The 20,687-nt window shown below is 53.5% G+C and carries 14 protein-coding genes; 6 read left to right on the forward strand and 8 right to left on the reverse strand.

The window, feature by feature from the left end:
- Positions 1-159 precede the first annotated feature (159 nt).
- Positions 160-1,548 carry a ribulose-bisphosphate carboxylase gene (locus HPY30_05560; protein QYZ65495.1) on the forward strand — a complete coding sequence of 463 codons (1,389 nt, stop codon included), beginning with the start codon at positions 160-162 and terminating at the stop codon, positions 1,546-1,548.
- 341 nt (positions 1,549-1,889) lie between these two features.
- Positions 1,890-2,345 (forward strand): C_GCAxxG_C_C family protein, encoded by a 456-nt coding sequence (locus HPY30_05565; GenBank protein ID QYZ67925.1) that lies wholly within the window; start codon positions 1,890-1,892, stop codon positions 2,343-2,345.
- Between the two features lie 22 nt (positions 2,346-2,367).
- Here HPY30_05565 and HPY30_05570 read toward each other — a convergent pair whose 3' ends face one another.
- Positions 2,368-3,030, reverse strand: coding sequence for a hemolysin III family protein (locus HPY30_05570; GenBank protein ID QYZ65496.1), 663 nt, complete (start codon positions 3,028-3,030; stop codon positions 2,368-2,370).
- Positions 3,031-3,344: 314 nt separating this feature from the next.
- On the opposite strand from HPY30_05570, the gene HPY30_05575 reads away from it, so the two are divergent.
- From HPY30_05575 to HPY30_05590, 4 genes are all read left to right on the forward strand, one after another.
- Positions 3,345-4,148, forward strand: coding sequence for a CbbQ/NirQ/NorQ/GpvN family protein (locus HPY30_05575; GenBank protein QYZ65497.1), 804 nt, complete (start codon positions 3,345-3,347; stop codon positions 4,146-4,148).
- A gap of 216 nt (positions 4,149-4,364) precedes the next feature.
- Positions 4,365-6,620 (forward strand): VWA domain-containing protein, encoded by a 2,256-nt coding sequence (locus tag HPY30_05580; GenBank protein QYZ65498.1) that lies wholly within the window; start codon positions 4,365-4,367, stop codon positions 6,618-6,620.
- 171 nt (positions 6,621-6,791) lie between these two features.
- Entirely contained in the window at positions 6,792-7,847 is a 1,056-nt protein-coding gene (gene aroG / locus HPY30_05585; GenBank protein QYZ65499.1) for a 3-deoxy-7-phosphoheptulonate synthase AroG, read from the forward strand.
- A gap of 141 nt (positions 7,848-7,988) precedes the next feature.
- A complete protein-coding gene (locus tag HPY30_05590; protein ID QYZ65500.1) occupies positions 7,989-10,079 on the forward strand; it encodes an EAL domain-containing protein in 2,091 nt (696 codons plus the stop codon).
- Between the two features lie 97 nt (positions 10,080-10,176).
- Here the strand turns inward: HPY30_05590 and HPY30_05595 are convergent, their stop codons facing one another.
- The 7 genes from HPY30_05595 to HPY30_05625 form a co-directional block, all read right to left on the reverse strand.
- A complete protein-coding gene (locus HPY30_05595; protein ID QYZ67926.1) occupies positions 10,177-10,611 on the reverse strand; it encodes a hypothetical protein in 435 nt (144 codons plus the stop codon).
- Positions 10,612-10,897: 286 nt separating this feature from the next.
- Positions 10,898-11,476 (reverse strand): DUF302 domain-containing protein, encoded by a 579-nt coding sequence (locus HPY30_05600; GenBank protein QYZ65501.1) that lies wholly within the window; start codon positions 11,474-11,476, stop codon positions 10,898-10,900.
- Between the two features lie 236 nt (positions 11,477-11,712).
- Positions 11,713-12,348: an AAA family ATPase gene (locus HPY30_05605; GenBank protein ID QYZ65502.1), complete on the reverse strand. Its 636-nt coding sequence runs from the start codon at positions 12,346-12,348 to the stop codon at positions 11,713-11,715.
- A 56-nt stretch (positions 12,349-12,404) separates the two neighbouring features.
- Positions 12,405-13,628, reverse strand: a complete 1,224-nt coding sequence (locus HPY30_05610; GenBank protein QYZ65503.1) for a hypothetical protein — start codon at positions 13,626-13,628, stop codon at positions 12,405-12,407.
- A 983-nt stretch (positions 13,629-14,611) separates the two neighbouring features.
- Positions 14,612-18,787 carry an MMPL family transporter gene (locus tag HPY30_05615; GenBank protein ID QYZ65504.1) on the reverse strand — a complete coding sequence of 1,392 codons (4,176 nt, stop codon included), beginning with the start codon at positions 18,785-18,787 and terminating at the stop codon, positions 14,612-14,614.
- Between the two features lie 135 nt (positions 18,788-18,922).
- Complete coding sequence (locus HPY30_05620) at positions 18,923-20,026, reverse strand: efflux RND transporter periplasmic adaptor subunit (protein ID QYZ67927.1); 1,104 nt, start codon at positions 20,024-20,026, stop codon at positions 18,923-18,925.
- Between the two features lie 157 nt (positions 20,027-20,183).
- Complete coding sequence (locus HPY30_05625) at positions 20,184-20,579, reverse strand: SCP-2 sterol transfer family protein (GenBank protein QYZ65505.1); 396 nt, start codon at positions 20,577-20,579, stop codon at positions 20,184-20,186.
- Between the last annotated feature and the right edge of the window lie 108 nt (positions 20,580-20,687).

The following is a 20,687-nucleotide window of genomic DNA, read 5'->3' on the forward strand; positions in this document are numbered from 1 at the left end:
TAAATTATTACTTATGATTCGGATTAATATTTTTGATTTCACTTATGAATGATTCCACTATAAATTGCCTCCCACATTTCGGGGTTGTCCTCATTTAGTGATGGGGCATCCACACCGGAATCCCTGTTTCTTCACGTTCGAAACATTTAGGAGCGAACAATGGCGTTATTAGATCAAACTGGTCGTTATTCAGACCTGACTCTGAACGAAGATAACCTGATTGCCGATGGCAACCACGTCCTAGTTGCTTACACCATGGTACCTGCTGAGGGCTATGGTTACCTGGAAGCTGCTGCTCACTTTGCAGCTGAATCCTCTACCGGCACCAACGTAGAAGTATCCACCACCGACGACTTCACCAAGGGTGTTGACGCGCTGGTCTACTTCATTGATGAAGCCGAAGGCATCATGAAGATCGCCTACCCGAACGATCTTTTTGATCGCAACATTACAGACGGCCGCACCATGCTGGTCTCTTTCCTGACCCTGGCTATCGGTAACAACCAGGGCATGGGTGACATCAAGAACGCCCAGATGCAGGATTTCTACATGCCCCCCCGCATGCTGCAGCTGTTTGACGGCCCCGCAAAAGACATCACTGACATGTGGCGCATCCTGGGTCGCCCGGTTGAGAACGGCGGTTACATCGCTGGCACCATCATCAAGCCCAAGCTTGGTCTGCGTCCCGAGCCTTTCGCTGAAGCGGCTTACCAGTTCTGGCTTGGTGGCGACTTCATCAAGAATGATGAGCCCCAGGGCAACCAGGTTTTCTGCCCCGCCAAGAAGGTTTACCCACTGGTATATGATGCGATGAAGCGCGCTCAGGACGAGACTGGCGAAGCCAAGCTCTTCTCTGCAAACATCACTGCTGATGACCACTACGAAATGTGTGCCCGTGCAGACTTCATCCTCGAAACCTTTGGTCCGGATGCAGACAAGGTTGCCTTCCTGGTTGATGGTTATGTTGGTGGTCCCGGTATGGTCACCACCGCCCGTCGTCAGTACGCCAGTCAGTACCTGCACTACCATCGTGCCGGTCACGGTGCTGTCACCTCTCCATCTTCCAAGCGCGGCTACACCGCCTTCGTTCTTGCCAAGATGTCCCGTCTGCAGGGTGCTTCCGGTATCCACGTAGGCACCATGGGTTACGGCAAGATGGAAGGTGATGCATCCGACAAGGTTATCGCCTACATGATTGAGCGTGATGAGTGCCAGGGACCTTTCTACAACCAGAAATGGTACGGCATGAAGCCCACCACCCCAATCATCTCCGGCGGCATGAACGCACTGCGTCTGCCAGGCTTCTTCGAGAACCTGGGCCACGGCAACGTGATCAACACCTCTGGTGGTGGTTCTTACGGCCACATCGACTCTCCTGCTGCGGGCGCGACCTCTCTGCGTCAGGCTTACGACTGCTGGAAAGAGGGTGCAGACCCAATCGAGTACGCGAAAGAGCACAAAGAGTTCGCGCGTGCCTTCGAGTCCTTCGAGCACGATTCTGACGCTCTCTTCCCAGGATGGCGTGACAAACTGGGCGTACACAAGTAATCGATCGATTACTGTACAAACAGTACGAAAAAGCCCCGCTTCAGCGGGGCTTTTTTTGGTTTCAGGTTTCCAAAGTTTGCGTCGACCCGGAAACGCGTCAATTCCTATTTAACAATAATTTGGTAGACTCGCCCTGTCACCTCGTAAGTGGGGAAAGTCTCGCCATCCCTGGCGCAACTTAGGCGTTCTTACTCACCCCCAGCCCGGACTTCCTGTCCGGTCGTTCGCCATGCTGCGAAGGTCCACTGGACCTTCGGTCATAGCTCACCCTGTCACCCGACCCCGCCTCCTGAACTTGTATGCTACTCTTTCCCCCCCCAGGACAGACCCAGGTCAACACCTTGAACGAAGATCACAAAAGCAATCAGCGTATCCTCCGCTCGGGAGAACGTGCCGAGCACTATTTCGCTGAGGGTTACTGCTGCTCAGAGGCGATCTTGCTCGCCATGGCCGATATCTATCCCAACAGCGCCAAAACTGAGGTTGCCGGCCTTGCCAGTGGCCTATGCGGCGGCATGGGCAACAAAAAGGCCACCTGCGGCGTCTTCACCGGTGGTGCGGCAGCATTCGGTTTGGTCGCGGGGAAAGCACCGCAGAAAGGCGGTAACAGACAGATCAAGGAACTGGCCTCACGTTACCATGAGATATTGGAACAGGAGGCCGGAGGACAGATCTGTGAAGAGATACTCAAACAGATGGGAATAGGTAATTTGAACAAGCGTCAGTGCAAAAAACTGACACGTCGCGGCAGCGAACTATTAGCCCAACTAATTGAACAGAGCAAACTGGCAACGTAAAAAATCGTCCAGTCAGATGATCTCATCCGGGAGCATTCGGCACGACGTAGAAAAGTATGGAAAAAAAGTGGAATATGCTGCCACCCAGAACGAACAGGTGCCAGACGGCATGATGGTAGGCCAAACGCTTCCATACATAGAAAATGACACCCAGCGAATAACAGAGCCCACCGGCCAACAACAGAAGCAGTCCACCGGTACCGACAGACTCCAGCATCGGCTGGATAGCGATGACGACCAGCCAGCCCAACCCGAGATAGAGGCTGATGGAGAGACGCTTATAGCGTTTGCGGGCAATCAATTCGAGTGCCATGCCGGCCAGCGCAATACCCCAGACCAGACCAAAAAGCGTCCAGCCCCATGGACCCCGCAGATTGACCAGGGTAAATGGTGTGTAGGTACCCGCGATAAGCAGAAAGATGGAGGCATGATCCAGCTGCCTCAGCAACTGCTTCGCCCTCGGCAAGGGGATACCATGATATAGCGTCGAGGCGGTGTAGCAGAGGATCAGAGTGACGCCATAGACAGTACTGCTGATGATGTGCCAGGCGTCGCCATAGAGCGAAGAGAAAGTCACCAGGATGACAAGCCCCGCAATACTGAGAGGAATGCCCACACCATGAGTAACTGCATGGGCAATCTCTTCACCCAGGCTGTAACGCGCAGTCAGGGTCTCTGTTGGCATTTTCAGGCCTCTTCACTGAAGTAATATTTCTGATCGGCCAAAACGGCCGGCATCCGCCAGGGAACAGACCACAGGCTCCCCGATCCAGAATGGGGCCCACCACAATATGTGTCAAGTCGATGAAAAACAGAGTCCCTAAGAGTCCAAGTGTAGTCGGCTCTGTGCAATACGCAGATTTAAATGGAAAACTGTTGCCTTCCCTCAATCATTGAGCGGATTTTCCACTTGGTTGCAGCTCCGAAAATCGGTAGGGTACATAGTTATTTGGCGGTGTGTAATCTGCACCAGACAACTAATCGAGATGGACGTAGGATATGAGCGAAATTGACCAGTATCTCATCAAAGAAGAACCCTATTATCAGTCACAGGCCGATGAGGTAGCGCTCTACGAAGCTGCCTATGCAGCGCGCCTGCCGATAATGGTCAAAGGCCCCACCGGTTGCGGAAAATCCCGCTTTATCGAACATATGGCCTGGAAGATGGGCAAACCCCTGATCACAGTGGCCTGCAACGAGGATATGACCGCCTCTGACCTGGTGGGACGCTACCTGCTCGATGCCGACGGCACCCGCTGGCTGGACGGCCCACTCACCGTTGCTGCCCGCATCGGCGCCATCTGCTATCTCGACGAGGTGGTCGAGGCACGTCAGGACACCACGGTGGTGATCCACCCGCTGACCGACCATCGCCGCACCCTGCCCCTGGACAAGAAGGGCGAGGTGGTCACCGCACACCCCGATTTCCAGCTGGTAATCTCCTACAATCCCGGCTACCAATCACTGATGAAGGATCTCAAACAGTCAACCAAGCAGCGTTTCTCCGCCCTTGATTTTGACTATGCTTCCGCTTCCCTGGAGTCAGGTATCGTGGCCAAAGAGACCGGCATTGACGAGACGATTGCCGGAAAACTGGTCACCATCGGCGGGACTGCCCGTAATCTGAAAGGCCATGGCCTGGATGAGGGCATCTCCACCCGTCTGCTGGTCTACGCCGCGCAACTGATCAACGGAGGCATAGATCCGGTAGCTGCCTGCCGCATGGCCCTGGTGCGTCCGATTACAGACGATGCCGACATCGTCGCCACCCTGGACCATGCCATCGATGCGGTCTTTGGCTGATTTTGGTTATTTATCCACAGACTGCAACGATTCAGCTTGATTTTAATTATGTGCTTTTTTTGTAGGTTTGGTTAGATGCGCATTACTCCAAATGATCATTTTACCTACAAGCTTCGCGCGTATCGTAACCCAACAGCAGTTTGTCGGGTTAGGCTGAAATGCGCTGAATAGTTACTGCGGACCCAATATTCAAACAACCCCGGCAACAGGTGTGGCATGCCAATCAACTCAGATCAGCTAGAACAGTATCGCGATCAACTCTCATGTGGTTTCGAGCAGTTGGACCCGATATTCGGCGACTGCATGGAAGAGGCGCTCGCCCTTCTCTCCGAGCAGGGTGTCGATGACTATCTGGAAGGCGCCTCCATGGCCTGCAAGATCGGCCGCGGGGTTGAGCCTGTCATCATCTACCTCGAAGAGATGCCACAGTTGGCTGTCCATGTGGGTGAGGCCGCCTTATCCCTGGTCTCCAAGAGCGTCTGGCGTATCTCCCGCAGCCCCAACGGCAAAGCAATCCTGCCTTTTCTCCAGGTACTGCCCGAGGCCAGCCGCCGGCTCGGCAGCCTTGAGCTGTTTGAGAACTACGTCAAGCTGATCATGGATACCATGGACAGAACCACTGGCTCCGTCCACGGCTTTCACACCACCATCCCCAGCCCTTCGCTCCCCGATCTGCTGAAGAAGATGCCCTATCTGCTCAGCCAGCTATCCTGCAACGGGTTGAAAAACTGGATCGACTACGGTGTTCGCAACTACACCAAGAATCCACAGCGTCAGATCGACTACTTCAGCCTGCAGTCCGCCGACAGCCGCGCCATTCTGCAACGCGAGCGTCACGGCACGCTCTTCTACGATAACGAACGCAAACTCGACTACTACATGCAGGCTTTGTGGGAGATCAAAGAGCAGCTGGTACCCTACTCCGAAGGTTTCGACGAACTGCGCAAACCCATGCCCTATTACGATCCACTTGGGGTCCGGGTACCCGATGTCTACGACGACTTCAACGGAGTCAGCGGCATCAACCGCTATCGTGCCCTGCTGGCCCACGTCGCCGCTCACAAGACCTGGACACGGCAGATCGTGGCAGATAACTTCAGCCCCTTCCAACGGGTCGCCATCGAGATGTTCGAGGACTCACGGGTAGAGATGCTGGCGATGCGACACTACCCCGGCCTGCGGAGACTCTGGACGGCGCTACACCCCAAGCCCATCGAAGACGACTGCCACTCTGAAGAGGAGTCCTGCATCCGCCACCGTCTGGCGATGTTCTCCTACGCCCTGCTCAACCCTGACCACGGCTATCAGAACCCCGATCTGCTTGAGTTCGTACAGCGTTTTCACGAAATCATGGCTGAGAGCGAATCAAACACCAAGGAGATCTCCGGCCTGGCCATCTCCTACATTGCCCGTACTCGCCGTCAAGCCGATCTCGCCGCAAAGATCTACTTCAAAGATACAGAAGTCAGTTACCGGGACGACAACCGCCACATGTGGATCTTCATCGAAGAGGGCGATGAAGAGGAGATGTTTGACGCCGAATCGAAACGCAAGACGTCAGAAGAGAAACTTGAAGGTCTGCCGCCCCGCCACTATCCAGAGTGGGACTACAAGGCCAAGACCTACAACCCAGATTACGTCAGCCTCTACGAAAGCCTGCATCCCGGTGGTAACCCTGCCGAGATAGACGTACTGCTGGCCAAACACAGCAGCCTGGCCAAGCAACTGAAAAAAATGCTCGATCTGCTCAAGCCTCAGCAACTGGTGCGCATCCGCTATCAGGAAGAGGGAAGCGAGCTCGACCTGGATGTCGCCATCCGCTCCCTCATCGATTTCAAGAGCGGTGCCCAACCCGACCCCCGCATCAACATGAGCCACCGCACCGACGGTCGCGACCTGGCCGTCATGCTGCTCATCGACCTGTCAGAATCGGTCGACCAGATTCCCGCCGGTTGCGACCAGTCGATTCTGCAATTGAGCAAAGAGGCCGTCACCCTGCTTGGCTGGGCCATCGAACAATTGGGGGACGCTTTTGCCATAGCTGGCTTCTCATCCAATACCCGCCACGAGGTGCGCTACCAACACATCAAGGGGTACGGCGAACACTGGGACGACACGGTCAAAGGACGTCTGGCCAGCATGCATGCCGGCTGGTCCACCCGCATGGGCGCCGCCATACGCCATGCCAGCCACTACCTTAGCGCACGCCAGGCCGACAAAAAACTGATGTTGATTCTTACCGATGGCGAACCTGCAGATATAGATACCAATGATGACAGGCAACTCATCGAAGACAGCCGCAAGGCGGTAGTCGAAGCCGACCAGGAAGGCATCTACACCTACTGCATCAACCTCGACCCCAAGGCCGACGAGTACGTGAAGGACATCTTCGGCAACCAGTACACCGTCATCGACCGTGTCGAGCGACTACCCGAGCAGCTACCCAAACTCTTCATGGCGCTGACGAAGTAAAATAAAGGCGAAAAGGATTTCCGATATTTGATGACAATGGGTGGTGCTCGCTTGGAACTCTCAAGCACCCAATCCTTTAACCTTTCGCCTTTCGCTTATCCCAACCTACAATAGCGTGTATAATTTCTCGTTCACCTGAACATTTTCAAACCGAGTGATCATCCGATCCGCATGAAACAGACTGACGACCTTCGCATCAAAGCGATCATAGAACTGAGTTCCCCTGCCCAGGTGCATGAAGAGCTTCCCATCAGCGATTCGGCCGCTGATACTGTTTATGCTGCGAGACAGGCGGTACACCGCATTCTGCACGACGAGGATGATCGACTGCTGGTAATCATCGGTCCCTGCTCGGCCCACGACCCGGAAGCCGCACTGGAGTACGCCAAACGTCTGCAGCCGGTGCGTGAAGCACTGAAAGATGAGCTTGAGATCATCATGCGCGTATACTTTGAAAAACCACGCACCACCGTCGGTTGGAAGGGGTTGATAAACGACCCGGATATCGATGACAGTTTTGAAATCAATAAAGGCCTGCGATTGGCCAGGAAACTGCTGCTCGACATCAATAATCTCGGCGTTCCTGCCGGCACCGAATATCTTGACCTGATCAGCCCGCAATATATTGCAGACCTGATCAGCTGGGGCGCTATCGGCGCCCGCACCACAGAAAGCCAGGCACATCGTGAACTGGCCTCAGGACTCTCCTGCCCGGTGGGCTTCAAAAACGCTACCAACGGCAGCATGAGGGTCGCTCTCGATGCCATCCGCTCATCCTCCAGACCGCACCATTTTCTTTCAGTCACGAAAGAGGGACGTTCCGCTATTTTCTCGACTAGCGGCAACGATGATTGCCACGTCATTCTGCGCGGAGGAAGCCGGCCAAACTACGACTCCGAAAGCATCAATATTGCAGCAGATGAGATGGAAGCTACCGGTCAGCAACCACGTATGATGGTCGATTTCAGCCACGCCAACAGCCGCAAGCAGCATAAGCGCCAGCTGCTAGTTGGCCTGGATGTCGCCAGCCAGATCAGCCGCGGTGATACGCGTATCATGGGGGCAATGATTGAAAGTTTCCTTGTCGCCGGCAGACAAGACCGTGAAGAGGCCAAACCTCTGACCTATGGCCAAAGCATCACCGATGCCTGCATCAGCTGGGATGACAGCACACCATTACTTGAGGCGTTGGCCAGCGCTGTTCGTGCAAGAAGGAAAGAACACTAAGTTTTCGACAATAGAAGCTGGGATCGGCCGATAAAACGTGCGCCAGCACAAATTCCCAGACCAATTCAGTTGACCCCTCATTTACTTGGCAGTAGTCTCAAGTGGGAAAAATCATTCCGCTTAACTGCAGGATAATCGTGCATGCCTGATCCAGCGATCGAAATACTCATCATCGGTAACGCCATGACTGAGGTAGAGAGTTACATCTCATCCCTGCGCAACTCAGGTGTAACGGTTCACGCCAATCGCCTGGATCAGGACGATAAACGAATTGCCAAGGAGGTCCGTTCCGCTTCATCGCTCGACATGGTGATCTATACTGCCGAATCAGGTGATATCGGCATCGAGCATCTGATGTCGCTACTCCAGAAGTATGGCGTTGCTGTTCCGGTAATCGTCCTAAGCGACCCAGGCAATGAGGAGTTCATCGTTTACGCCATGAACCAAGGCGTGAAGGATGTCGTTGCACGCAAAAACGGCGAACATCTCACCCTGGCAGTCAAACGGGAATTCAGCAGCCTGCTCACGAAGCGAAAACTCGACAAAACCAAAAATCTGTTGAATGAGGCAGAATCACGTTGCCACACACTGATCCAGAGCTCACGTGAAGCCATTGCCTATATCCATGAGGGCATGCATGTCGAGGCAAACCCGGCTTATCTCCAGATGTTCGGTCAGGTTGAGCAAGAGGAGATTGAAGGTCTGCCGATCCTCGATATGATTGCCCCATCAGAACATAAGAAATTCAAAAAAATTCTACGCTCCCTTTCCGCAGATCATGAACAGAATGCAGAGATAGAGGTCAGTTGCCTTCGTGACGATGAAAAGGAGTTCTCCGCCCAGCTCAGTTTTTCCCCTGCCAGTATCGATGGAGAACCCTGTACCCAATTGGTTATTCGTGACCAAACGAACGACAGACAGCTAGAGGATAAGCTGCGGTTGCTAAGCACCCAGGACTCACATACCGGCCTCTACAATCGGCAACACTTTCTCAGTATTTTGGAGGAAACCACTCGTCAGCAGCAAGATCAGGATTCAGCGACTCACAGCCTGCTCTACATCACACTGGACAATTTTCAGGAGATTCGCAACAGCGCCGGAATTGCAGCAAGTGACAGCGTGCTCAATGAGGTCGCAGATATCCTGACCGGCCTGACCCATACTGACGATCTGCTTGCCCGCTTCGGGGATCACACATTTACTCTACTTACACCGCTGACAGACAGACAGGAAGTGGAATCACTCGCTGTTCGCATTTGCAACGAGATCGATGCTCGCAAATACGCCGAGACTGCAAATTACATCAGCCCCACCAGCAGCGTTGGCATCGCCTTCTCTTTGCCGGAAATAGCCGGGGGCCAGGAATTCCTCAACCTCGCCTACCATGCATGCGAAAATGCGCGTCAGCAGGGTGGAAATCAGTTCTTTGTCTCCATCGCAGCGACCCAGCAGGAAGAAGAGGATGAAGCCGGCAACGAGACAGATCTCAGCCACCTGATCCAGCACGCGCTTGAAAACGATCAGTTCAAACTGGTCTACCAACCCATTATCAGCTTACAGGGAGATACCAGGGAAAACTACGCGGTACTGGTGCGACTCATCGATCACAACAATGAGGAAATTCAGCCCAACTATTTTCTCAAGCAAACCGATGAGATGGGAAAGATGGCTGCAGTGGATAGATGGGTTATCCGGCATGCCATTGCTGAACTCTCTGCACAGCGGAAGAATGGGCGCAAGATCAACTTCTTTATCAACATCTCCGGCACAACACTGGAAGACGATACCCTGCTGTTATGGATCTGTGACTGCCTGCGAGAATTCGAGGCCAAGGGACCCTGGGTCATTTTCCAGATAAGCGACAGTGACGCACGCGCTCATCTGCAACAGGTGCAGAAACTGACTGAAGGCCTACAGAAGATCAAATGCCAACTCTCCATCGACCACTTTGGACTCACCCCCAAACCGGAGACATTGCTGCGTAACCTGCCGATCAACTACATTCAGTTCGATCCAAAATTTCTTGATGACCTGGCTGGCAACCAGGAAAAGCAGGATGCGCTCAATGAAGCAAACAGGATTGGCCAATCCTACAACGTAAAAACTGTCGCCACAGGCATTGAAGATGCCAACAGTCTGGCGATACTCTGGTCTATTGGGGTGAACTATATAAGGGGCTATTTCCTGCAGGAACCCTCCCCTACCATCAGCTATGACTTCAAGCAATCCTGACAGCTGAAAAATCAAAACATTTCAGGCTTCCTGGCGGGCAACAAAAAGCCCCGCAGGGAGTCCCGGCAGGGCTTTTCAGCTAAGACCAGCAAGAATGTCACCACGGCATAAACGAGTTCCACTTTGTCATGGGTCTGGATACATCCCGTATATTGCGATTCATCGAACGCATATCGTGCGACATGTAGTAGGTTGACTCGGTCATGGACTTCATCGAATCACTCATGGTATCCATACTTGACAGGATAGGCTCCAAAGTCCTTACATCCTGAGCCATCGAATCAACACTGACAGCCATGGTGCGCACATTTGCAGTCAACTGCCCCACACTGTCGGTCATACTCTGCACGTTACTTGCCATGATACTCATGTTGGAATCGACACTGAGAGCAAGAAAATGGACATCTTTCGCCAAACTAAAGATCAGATAGAATCCATAGGCGGCAAGTAAAATAAAAGCAAAAAGTGACGGGTAAACAATCAATTCCCAGCGCCTTGCGCTGGTTTCAAAGGCCATGGAAAGTCTATCCATGCCGTATTGTTCACGCTTATTCTCGTCGGCTTCAGCAGTTTTTTCAGCTACAGCCTTCTCTTTTTCAGTCATCAATACAATACCCTACTCACATATGAGTAACTACTGAGTCTAGCATAGACTAGACTTATCACAATAACGCGTAAAGTATATATTAATACTCTAATATATTCCAGGTAACTGGCTTTTATTGTTCATTTTTTCTTGACTCAATCCCCCCATCAACCCACTGAAACAAAAAAGCCCGGCAGTGCCGGGCTTCAGTTAAACATTGATGACCTTGACGTTAAAACTCGCCGGTAGCGCCCCGATTCATAATATCAAGAATATACTCCTTCACCTGTATAGCTTCCTGCTTCAATTCAGGAGGCAAAGGTTTGCCACCATAGATCATCAGGTCCATATTGAGTGCAACCAGCCAGAGCTTTCCCGCCTGATCTTCGATCAATGTGACCCGGCAAGGCAAGTAGGCCGAATAGGCGTCGGAATAGTCAAGCATAATCGCTGCAGTCAGGGAGTTGCAGAAGAGAAAGATCTTGACGAATCGGTAACTCTCCCCTTTTTTCGCTTCGATATCCTTGGAAAGCGGCAGTTCACCCACATGCGACATGTTGTGTTCGTTAGCAACGAACTTCATGGTCTCTTCGACTTCTTCTGCCGTCAGCCCCTCTTCAACCGGAATTTTCCAGATCGAGGCCTCTGCTGCATTTTTTGTCTCCAAAAGCTTTTCAATCATCTCCATATAAGCCTTTCCTGCCCCTGGGTCGAAACCTGATAAGACATCGCTATACTTGCCATACAGCGCGCCAATCCCAAGCACTGCGACCAGACCAATCATCGCCAATATATTTCTGATAAATCCCATCTCTCTCTCCACCAATCTCGTCTGATGCCCGTAGAGTCCGCATCATTATGATTATATAAACGCGCTAAAATCGCGTCACTTTTATGCAAGTGTCCATCAGAAAAGATAATTCTCTACAAAAGACACAAAACTGTTGGCGAAAGAAAACATTGTTAATCAATCTCTGGCCTTAGTGATCTTTGCATTCTTTGTGGTTGGATATGGTTTTCCGGACGGACACTAATTATTGTCTATGGCTAACCAAGGTAGTGCGGGTAGACCGCTACGGTCAATGCATTGAATTCTCGAGTCCCTTTACCCCGTGGATCAAGCTCAAATACAGCAAGCCCTTCACTGAATGAGCGCCGAAAAACCGTACGCTGACACAATCTCTGCTTAACAAAGCTGATATCTGAAAGCGAGATCAGTGCGGCAGCTGCCTCATCTGACTCTCGAATCGCTCTGTGGGTGTCGGCACGATTGATAAAGGCAAAAAGTTCAGGATTCTTGCCGTCGACGTTATCATCGACAAAACGGATAAACCTCTGGGTCGACCAGATATCCGCCTGAGAGGGGGGCACCGGAATCACAACCCTGTCCGCCAGCCTCAAAGCTCGCTTCATCGATTCGATATCTGCGGTGCCAACATCGATAAGCACCTCATCAAATTCCTTGAAGCGTTTTTTATGGTTCAATCCAGATGCGTCCACGACCTGGATTTTAGGTTCATAACCCTCTTCCACCCGGACATCCACAACATCCGTTAAGGTCGCTTGCGGATCTGCGTCAACAACCAACACCTTTGCATCTGCCAATGCCAACCACACAGCCAGATTGAAGGCCACCGTACTCTTTCCGGATCCCCCCTTGAGACTACCGATTACTGTTATCATGCACTCCCCTTTTCAAGTCTGTGGTGTAGGCATTTGCCTTCACAACAGGCTCGATTTCACTCCATCAATGGAAATTGGTCAATATAATCTACCTGACTCATTGTTGGTGATGAATCAAATCCGTCCACGGCATATGGGCTTCTCTCAATCTGATACCAGTCCTGATCCACGGTCTGGTAGGTGCCCGGATAACGCGGCTCATTGGCTCGTCTACTGATCCCCGTGTTATCAGCATGCGGTTCTCTCCACTTCCGGAATGACGACGTGTAGGGGTTGCTGTTGAAAACCTGCCTCCTGGCCGATATTGAAGGAGTATAGTCTCTCTGCGGATAGCGATTCCTCAGGACAGGGGGTTCAATCCTGCGGTTGGACAGCACTGGCATCCTTGCGGCCGGCTGACCGGCAGCACGGTTCACTGGTCGAAAAGCGTAGCGTTGGTATGGCTGATACCTATCCATTTTGCGGGAGGCAGTACTCTTCCCGACAACAGTTGCACGTTTATTTACAGCAGGCCTGCGTTGCAAATTAGCGGCAGGCAGGGGGCTTTGCGCCAACGCACGATAGTCCCTCTGTAGCGGCGAAACATTCATCGGCCGGAACCTGGGCTGAGGCATATGCTGCCGGACCTGTGGCCGATATCCCATTGGAGCGCGGGATGGCTGAAAGGCCATGCGTGGAAGCTGTTGGTTGTTTGGTCGATAGGCTTTCTGCAACGGCCGAAAGCGATATCCTGCAACATAGACCGGGGCGGGAACGGGGCGCTGATTGTAAGCCACCTGCGGACGATACTGGGGCGCATAGCGGACAGGCACAGGGTTTACTGCATATTGTCCAGCGTAACGGGGCTGAGGATTCACATAGACAGGGGGAGCAAATCCCCGACCCTGATAAGGCTGATGCTGAGGACGCCACTGGTTTGCCGGAAAGGGATATCCAGGTACGGGACCGCCAAACGCCATACGCGGGGTATTTGCCTGTCGCAAGGGTCTAAAGCGATACCCCTGGTAATAGTTTGCCGGCATCTGAGGGTAAGCACGCACGCGCTCGGAACCACCGAAAATTCCTGCCTGACGATTCCAATCGGGACGATAGCGACCCTGCTGATATTGCTGCTGCCTGGAGACCTGGCCCCACTGCGGTGCATAACGGCCAGCTTGCCATGCAGTCGGCGCTGTCTGATATCCTGCTGAGGACGGATAAAAGGCCCAAGCCGATGCCCCAGGAAGCGCCAGTAAAATAAGCGCGCCTAAGGAAAAAAAACGCAAACCTTTGGAATTCATCTATTTTCCACCTGTTTCAATATGCAGGAATTCATCAATAAAGCGAGACACGTTCCGCGTCTCAATCACAACGCACAGTTTAACTGCAAACTGTCTTCTGAAAAACCGTTTGCCCCTCATTTTGGTGGAATTTTAACGATATTCAGATAAAGAAAAGGACCAATCCACGCTATCTAGCCGACCTGTTTGAATCCAGAGGCCTAAAGCTGTTTGTATAGTCTCTTGTCTGAGAGGGTGACCAGCGGTTGTCACTATCCGAAAATCGTCTATCCGGGCGATACTTCATCATACGATTGGCGCCCTCCCGCACAATGGGAGCTGGCCTATTCGGCTTTGTTTCTACTGGATCCCCTCTAAAACGGTATCTGTTTTCCCTCTTCTGTGCTTGCTGTCCTGTCGGTGAAACAGGATTCAGACCATGTAGCCGTAATTGCTCGTCAGGTTCGATGGTTCGAAATCGAAATGCACCCATCTGTGGTGAGATAGGGCGCATATCCTCGACAGGGCGATAGGTCCCTCGCGGAAGACTTGAGGGATTCACTAGGTTTGGAGGTAGGCGGGCTGGCTCGGCATTATGCTCCAATGCCTTCGGCGTCTGATATGCAGGCAATCCATACCCTTCCTGAGTTAATGGCCGCCAATGAAAAGAGCTGGCACCATCAGTTGCTGTCGAATTGGAAGTAGAAGCTCCGTCGAGCGGCCGAAAACCATAACTTCGAGTATCGCTTACGGCTTCTGTCATGCTTAAAAAACACGCCAACGAACAACTTAAAGACAACCAGCCTATCCGAAGCAAAGTGATCACCTATTATTCATGCAGATGCTAACAATAAAAGCCGACAAGCAGCAGAATGTCCAGAAACTTAGCTATTAGCAGGAGCAACACCGGCTTAAACCGGCCCTCAAAAACATCAAGGGGACAGAAAACCGGGTATTCTGTCCCCTTATTTGTGACTCAATCACGAATCAGAAAAACCAGCCCATTATTTCAGACGAATCCCCCGGCGTGCTGTTTTCTTACGCAGAGGAAGCGTTCTGACCTTGGGTGAGACGGATGTTGCGACCTTTTTAGCAGTCTTTGCTGCACCGTTGCCGTTACCTTTCGTTTTAGCCGGGGTAGTGCTGGTTTTCTTTGCGCTGGCTGCGACTTTTTTCTTGGTCGCAACTTTTTTCAGCGTCGATGGGCGCTTTTTCGCCCGCTTCGGGGTTGCTTTTGGAACAACTTTCGCTGCCACCGGTTTAGTGGTGGTTTCAGATGAGTCTGCAGCCAATTTCTCTACAGCCTCCGTTTGGTCACTTTTCGTCACGTCGATAGCGGCATCAGGCTCATTAGCCGCAACCATACTGACTTCAGCTGCTTCCACACTCTCTTTGACGGGTGAAGCGGGCTTGGTAGCGACCGGTTCAGTCACCTTCTCGGCAGGCTTTTCTGCCGCGACTTCAGCCGGGGAGTCGCTGTCAGGAATCGGCTTGTCGGACACTTTCGGTTCAGCTGCCTGGAAACTTTCAGCCACAGGAGCCGCTGCTACCGGGGCCGGAACAGTCCCTGCCGGAGCGGGTGAGAACGCACCACCTCCACCGGATGCTGGACCTCCTGTCCCACCGGAAGTGGGGGATGAGGGTGGGCTTCCCCCCCCTTTGGAAGATTTTTTAAACAGGTCTGCCAACAGTAGAAAGATGCCCCTGATCAAATAGAAAACCATCATCAGTGCAGCAGCCAACTTACCCCAAACCGCCACCCACAGCGGCGTCTTCGCCGGAGCAGCTTCAGGCGTCACCGGCTCCGCTGGGGCCGTGGCTGTAGCACCTGCAGTCTCCAGCGCGGGCATCTCCACTCCCGCCGGGGCGGTGGCAGCAGCAACTTCAATCAAATCTTTACTGGCATTTATACAACCCAATGGAATGACGATCAGGGTCAATACCGTGGAGACCAGTACACCGGATGCCAGGGAAATCGCCATGCCCTGAAAGATCGGGTCGAAGAAGATCACCGAGGAGCCGCATACCAGGGCAAACGCGGTTATCATGATCGGACGGGTTCTCGTCTTACACGACTGAATTACCGCTTCAACAACCGTGCTGCCGTGTTGGATCTCATGGATAGCAAAGTCGACCAGCAAAATAGAGTTACGCACGATGATACCGGCCAGCGCAATCCAGCCGATCATAGAGGTTGCCGTGAACTCACCACCCCAGCCTGCCTGAAAGAAAAGCATGTGCGCAGGAATAATGCCCAACAGGGTCAAAGGGATTGGCGCCATGATCAGCGCAGGGATACGGAAGTTGCCAAACTCCCATACCACCAGAATATAGATCATGATGAGCGCCACCATAAAGGCTGCACCCATATCTCTGAATGTCTCAAAAGTGACGGTCCATTCCCCGGCCCACTCAATCGCAGAGGTGGCATCATCTCCAGGCGGGCCCAACCAGAACGTATCCAGTGCAACGCCGTCAGGCGCAACATAGCGCTCCTGTTCCAGCAAGTCCTGAACCTGAAGCATGCCATACACCGGTGCCGCCATCTTGCCGCCAACATCTGCGACGACATACTCCACGTCACGCAGATCCTTGTGGAAGATTATGTCCTCTTCGCGCACCTGCTCGAAGCGGCCCAACTCCCTGAGCGGCACAGCGATTCCGGTGGTCGACATAATGGGAATATCTCCCAGTCGGGTGATCTCAGAACGTTCCGCCAACGGCACCTGGATAACGATATTGATCGGCTCATGCCCCGCCCGCTGCTTGACATCACCCAGCGGCGCACCACCCAGAGACATACTCAGATTGCGGTTGATGGTATCCACAGAGATACCGCGCCTGACCGATTTTTCCGTATCCACGGTAAAGCGCCAATACTGATAGGGATCGCGCATGTAGTTATCCACATCACGCAGGCTCTCAGCTTTCTTGAAGAGCTCAGTCAGATCGCTGGCCACCTGGCGGCGGACTTCGGAACTCGGACCATGAACCTCGGCCACCACGGACTGAAGTACCGGCGGTCCCGGCGGCATCTCCACCACCGCATACTTGGCACCGCTACCCTTCACCATCTTCTTAAGGTCCTCGCGGGCCTGGGTGGCTATTTCATGACTACTGCGGTCACGCTTCGATTTATGCAGCAGCTGTATCTGCACTTCAGCCTGCCAGGGGCTTTTACGCAGATAGTAGTGACGCACCATGCCATTGAAATCGAAGGGCTTCGAGGTTCCAGCATAGACCTGCACCGCAGTCACTTCGGAGTATTGGCGGATCTTATCCGCCATCCGATGCGCCAGATTGGCGGTCACCGGCAGAGCAGTCCCTTCGGGCATGTCGAGGACAACAGCAAATTCAGGCTTGTTGTCCAGCGGCAGCATCTTTACCGCCACCAGGTCGAAATAGAAGAGGGAGCAGGCGAGAGCAAAAGTTCCCCACATCACCAGCTTGAAGAGACGCGCCTTGGCGGGTTTCTCGATCATCGGAATAAGAACCCGCCGGAACATGCCTTCCAGCTTCTCCGCTTCCTTGTGCTCCCTTTTACCTGCTTTCTCCAGATAGTTCATGGATGGCCGCAGCCAATGGGACATAGTCAGGTAGGGGGTAAAGACAAATGCTGCGAATACTGAGATCAGCATTGCCGACGAGCCAAGGGCCGGAATCGGCTCCATGTAGGGCCCCATCATGCCGGAGACGAACCCCATCGGCAGCAGCGCCGCGATAACCGTGAAAGTGGCAAGGATCGTTGGATTACCCACCTCGCGCACCGCATCGACTGCGGTATCGACATCTGTCTTGCCCTCTTCCAGCCAGCGGCGGTAGATATTCTCGACCACCACAATAGCGTCGTCCACCAGGATGCCGATGGAGAAGATGAGTGCGAAGAGACTCACCCGGTCGATCGTGTAACCCATCAGCCAGGCACTGAAGATGGTCATCAACAACACCACGGGAATAACCAGCACCACCACAATAGCCGGCCTGAAGGCACGGAACGCCCCCAATACCAGCAGGAAGACAAAACCCGTCGCCACGAACAATTTAAAGATCAGGTCACTTACCTTATCATCCGCACTTTTGCCGTAGTCGCGGGTAACGCTCACCTCCACGTTATCGGGAATCAGTGAGCCCTTGATGTTGTTCACCCGCTCGATGATCGAATTTGCAACGGTGACCCCATTGGAGCCCTCTTTTTTCGCCACCGCAACGGTGACTGCAGGGACGCCATCAGCCTTGATATCGATCTCGCTTGCTGCGCCCGTATAGTAGGCGACCAGATGCTTCGCATCCTCCGGTCCCTGCTTTACCCGCGCGATATCGTGCACATAAACCGGCACGTCGTTGTGGGTGCCGACGACCAGGCGATTGATATCATCCACGGACCTGAGAAAAGAGCCGGTCACCACGGTAAAGTGGGTATCGCCCGCCTCTACGCCACCGGCCTGTTGTTCACTGTTGGCGGTCTTGATGGTGTTAGCCACCTGATCGAGACTGATGCCAAAACCTGCCAGCCGCTCCGGAAAGACCTCTATTGACACCTGCTCGCGGCGACCACCCACCACAAAGCCGTTACCGGTATTCGGCAGCTCTTTGATCGCCTGCAGCACATCGTGAGCCAACATGCGCAGCTGCCCGTCATCCACATCCGGCGCGCCGTCGCCATCCACGTCCTTTGACCAGAGCGTCAGGTTGACCGCGGGCACATCATCGATCCCCTTGGCCTTCACCAACGGCGGCATCACGCCGGGAGGAATCAGGTCCATATTGGAATCGATCTTATCGTTGACCTTAACCAACGATGGTCCCATATTCTCGCCCACGTCGAACTCTATGGTGACGACACCGCCTCCCCGCTGAGCTGCGGAATAGACGTGCTTTACACCCGGAATCTCCGACATGATCCGTTCCAGCGGCGCTATGGCCAAACCGGATACCTGTTCCGCAGCCGCACCGGGATACTGAACGAAGATATCCACCATCGGTACGGAGATTTGCGGATCCTCCTGGCGGGGCGTGACGACGAGACCGAGCAGTCCCATTAACATCATGGCCAGAAAGAAAAGGGGTGAGAGAGGCGACTCAATGAAGAATCTGGCGGTTCTGCCTGCCAGACCCAGATGCGCGTCGTAGTTGGGATCCATTGGATGGGGCTGATCGAGATTATTGTCGTTCTGACTCATGTGCGGTCTCAAAGTATCTGCAACTGCAGGATCCGATGATCTTGCAAGGGTTCAAGGCAAAAACCCGGGGAGGCACGCCTCCCCTCGATTCAAATGTCTTTAGAAAGTTATGATAGACGACTGATGGGACACCGCCTATCTGGCCGGCGAGGTCCAACCGGCACTGATACCGACACCGGGATTACGTGCTACCCGTTCTCCGGCCTTGAGGCCGGAGAGGACAGTGGTATAACCGCCGGGAAGCTGCTCGCCAACCCGGATCAGCCGCAATTGATGCTTGCCTTCGTCACCGAGCACATAGACACCGGGGAGACTGCCGTTGTAACGAATGGCGCTACTGGGGATAACCGGGTTGCTGCGTGCCGGCGCATTGAAATCCGGCACCATCACCTTGGCATACATTCCGGGCGCAGAGACGCCTTGGGGCAGATCGAACTTGATGGTCACGGTGTGACGTTGCGCATCGGCCATGGGAAAGATCTGCGCGACACGCACCGGGATCTCCTGATCACCAATATCCAACTCCGCCCGCAGCATCATGCCTTCGCTCAGGCCGGGACGCAGACGGCCCGGGACATCCACAACAATCTGCAGATACTCCACATCGGCATATTTCAGCAGGGGCTGGCCCGGTTGAACAGTGTCACCCACCTCGACAAACTTCTTCATGATCACGCCGCTAAAAGGCGCCAAACTCTTGGCATCCCGAAGCTTGGCATCAATCGCCCTGATCTCGGACTGCACGCGAACGATCGTATTGCGCGCCGACTGGACACGGGTCTGGGACGAGTAGATATCGGCGCCGCGCTCAACATCGCGGTCGCGTTCACCCATCATGTCTTCCATGGGACTGGTGAACATTTGATCAAACAGGTTGGGTACACCCATGCCGCCCATCGAGGATTTGGTTTTGGGCGACCAGAGTTCGCGATTGTACTGCACACCGGCATTTCGCAGCTGGACATCGGCATTGGCCAGCTGCGCCATTGCAGCCTGACGCTTGGCGCGTAACTCGCTTTCATCCAGCTCCACCAGCAGATCGCTATCCTTGAAGGCATCACCTTCGATGCCCGCGAGAAACTTGACCCGGCCCGGCAACTGCGCCGATAGGGTCACCTCTTTGTACGGCACCACGGTGCCGCCAAGAGAGACATGCGGCACGCCCTGCGACTGCTGCACAACAAAGTAATCACCGCCACTCACTGGCACCTGCGCCACTGCACTGGCAGATACCGCCATCGCAGATGCGATCCCGACGCCCAAAATCAACGCCTTTAGTCTGTCACCCATAGTTCCGTACTATCCAATGCTTGAAGTGAAATTGTGGAAAATAGCCTGATGCAACTGCCATCCTCGATGCCATGAGTTAGCAGAGGGATGAAAAACCATCCAATAATCAGGCACGCCCCATCACTGAGAAACTCTTGATGAACGGCTTCGCCATGCGCGGATCCTTGATCATGGCGGTGTAGTCTCCAACCACGAACTTCATCTTGCGCGAGGTAAATGCCATGCCGAGGCCCATCATACCGGGGGGTTTGGACATCCATTTGCGCCACTGCTCATCAGAGGCACGGATATCCCAATTCATCTCCTGGCCATCGAAGGCGCCGGCAGCTGTCGCCTTGCCGTTTTCCACCACGAGCATACCCTTGGGTGCTGTTTCGCCATCGAATCCATATCCGATCACACTGTTGAAGCCTATCTGGGCCAGAGCATCTGACAACTCAGGTTCGGCGTTCCAGTGTTCCATGAAACTCTTCATCCACTCATCGGAAAACAGATCGGCCATGTTGCCTCCTCAGGCTTGCATTCAGTTGATTTTTTTTCGGGACAAGCCCTGTCTGGAGGGAGTGTCTCGGAACCTATCAGTATCCACGAAGCAGATTACCAATGCAAA

This window comes from Gammaproteobacteria bacterium (ex Lamellibrachia satsuma), from assembly GCA_019623805.1.
Lineage (GTDB): Bacteria > Pseudomonadota > Gammaproteobacteria > Chromatiales > Chromatiaceae > QGON01.

What these genes read in the sequence shown, in the direction of transcription:
- HPY30_05560 (QYZ65495.1), top strand. Translation starts at nt 160, where the DNA reads ATGGCGTTATTAGATCAAACTGGTCGTTATTCAGACCTGACTCTGAAC.
- HPY30_05570 (QYZ65496.1), bottom strand. Translation starts at nt 3,030, where the DNA reads ATGCCAACAGAGACCCTGACTGCGCGTTACAGCCTGGGTGAAGAGATT.
- HPY30_05575 (QYZ65497.1), top strand. Translation starts at nt 3,345, where the DNA reads ATGAGCGAAATTGACCAGTATCTCATCAAAGAAGAACCCTATTATCAG.
- HPY30_05580 (QYZ65498.1), top strand. Translation starts at nt 4,365, where the DNA reads ATGCCAATCAACTCAGATCAGCTAGAACAGTATCGCGATCAACTCTCA.
- aroG (QYZ65499.1), top strand. Translation starts at nt 6,792, where the DNA reads ATGAAACAGACTGACGACCTTCGCATCAAAGCGATCATAGAACTGAGT.
- HPY30_05590 (QYZ65500.1), top strand. Translation starts at nt 7,989, where the DNA reads ATGCCTGATCCAGCGATCGAAATACTCATCATCGGTAACGCCATGACT.
- HPY30_05595 (QYZ67926.1), bottom strand. Translation starts at nt 10,611, where the DNA reads ATGGATAGACTTTCCATGGCCTTTGAAACCAGCGCAAGGCGCTGGGAA.
- HPY30_05600 (QYZ65501.1), bottom strand. Translation starts at nt 11,476, where the DNA reads ATGGGATTTATCAGAAATATATTGGCGATGATTGGTCTGGTCGCAGTG.
- HPY30_05605 (QYZ65502.1), bottom strand. Translation starts at nt 12,348, where the DNA reads ATGATAACAGTAATCGGTAGTCTCAAGGGGGGATCCGGAAAGAGTACG.
- HPY30_05610 (QYZ65503.1), bottom strand. Translation starts at nt 13,628, where the DNA reads ATGAATTCCAAAGGTTTGCGTTTTTTTTCCTTAGGCGCGCTTATTTTA.
- HPY30_05615 (QYZ65504.1), bottom strand. Translation starts at nt 18,787, where the DNA reads ATGAGTCAGAACGACAATAATCTCGATCAGCCCCATCCAATGGATCCC.
- HPY30_05620 (QYZ67927.1), bottom strand. Translation starts at nt 20,026, where the DNA reads ATGGCGGTATCTGCCAGTGCAGTGGCGCAGGTGCCAGTGAGTGGCGGT.
- HPY30_05625 (QYZ65505.1), bottom strand. Translation starts at nt 20,579, where the DNA reads ATGGCCGATCTGTTTTCCGATGAGTGGATGAAGAGTTTCATGGAACAC.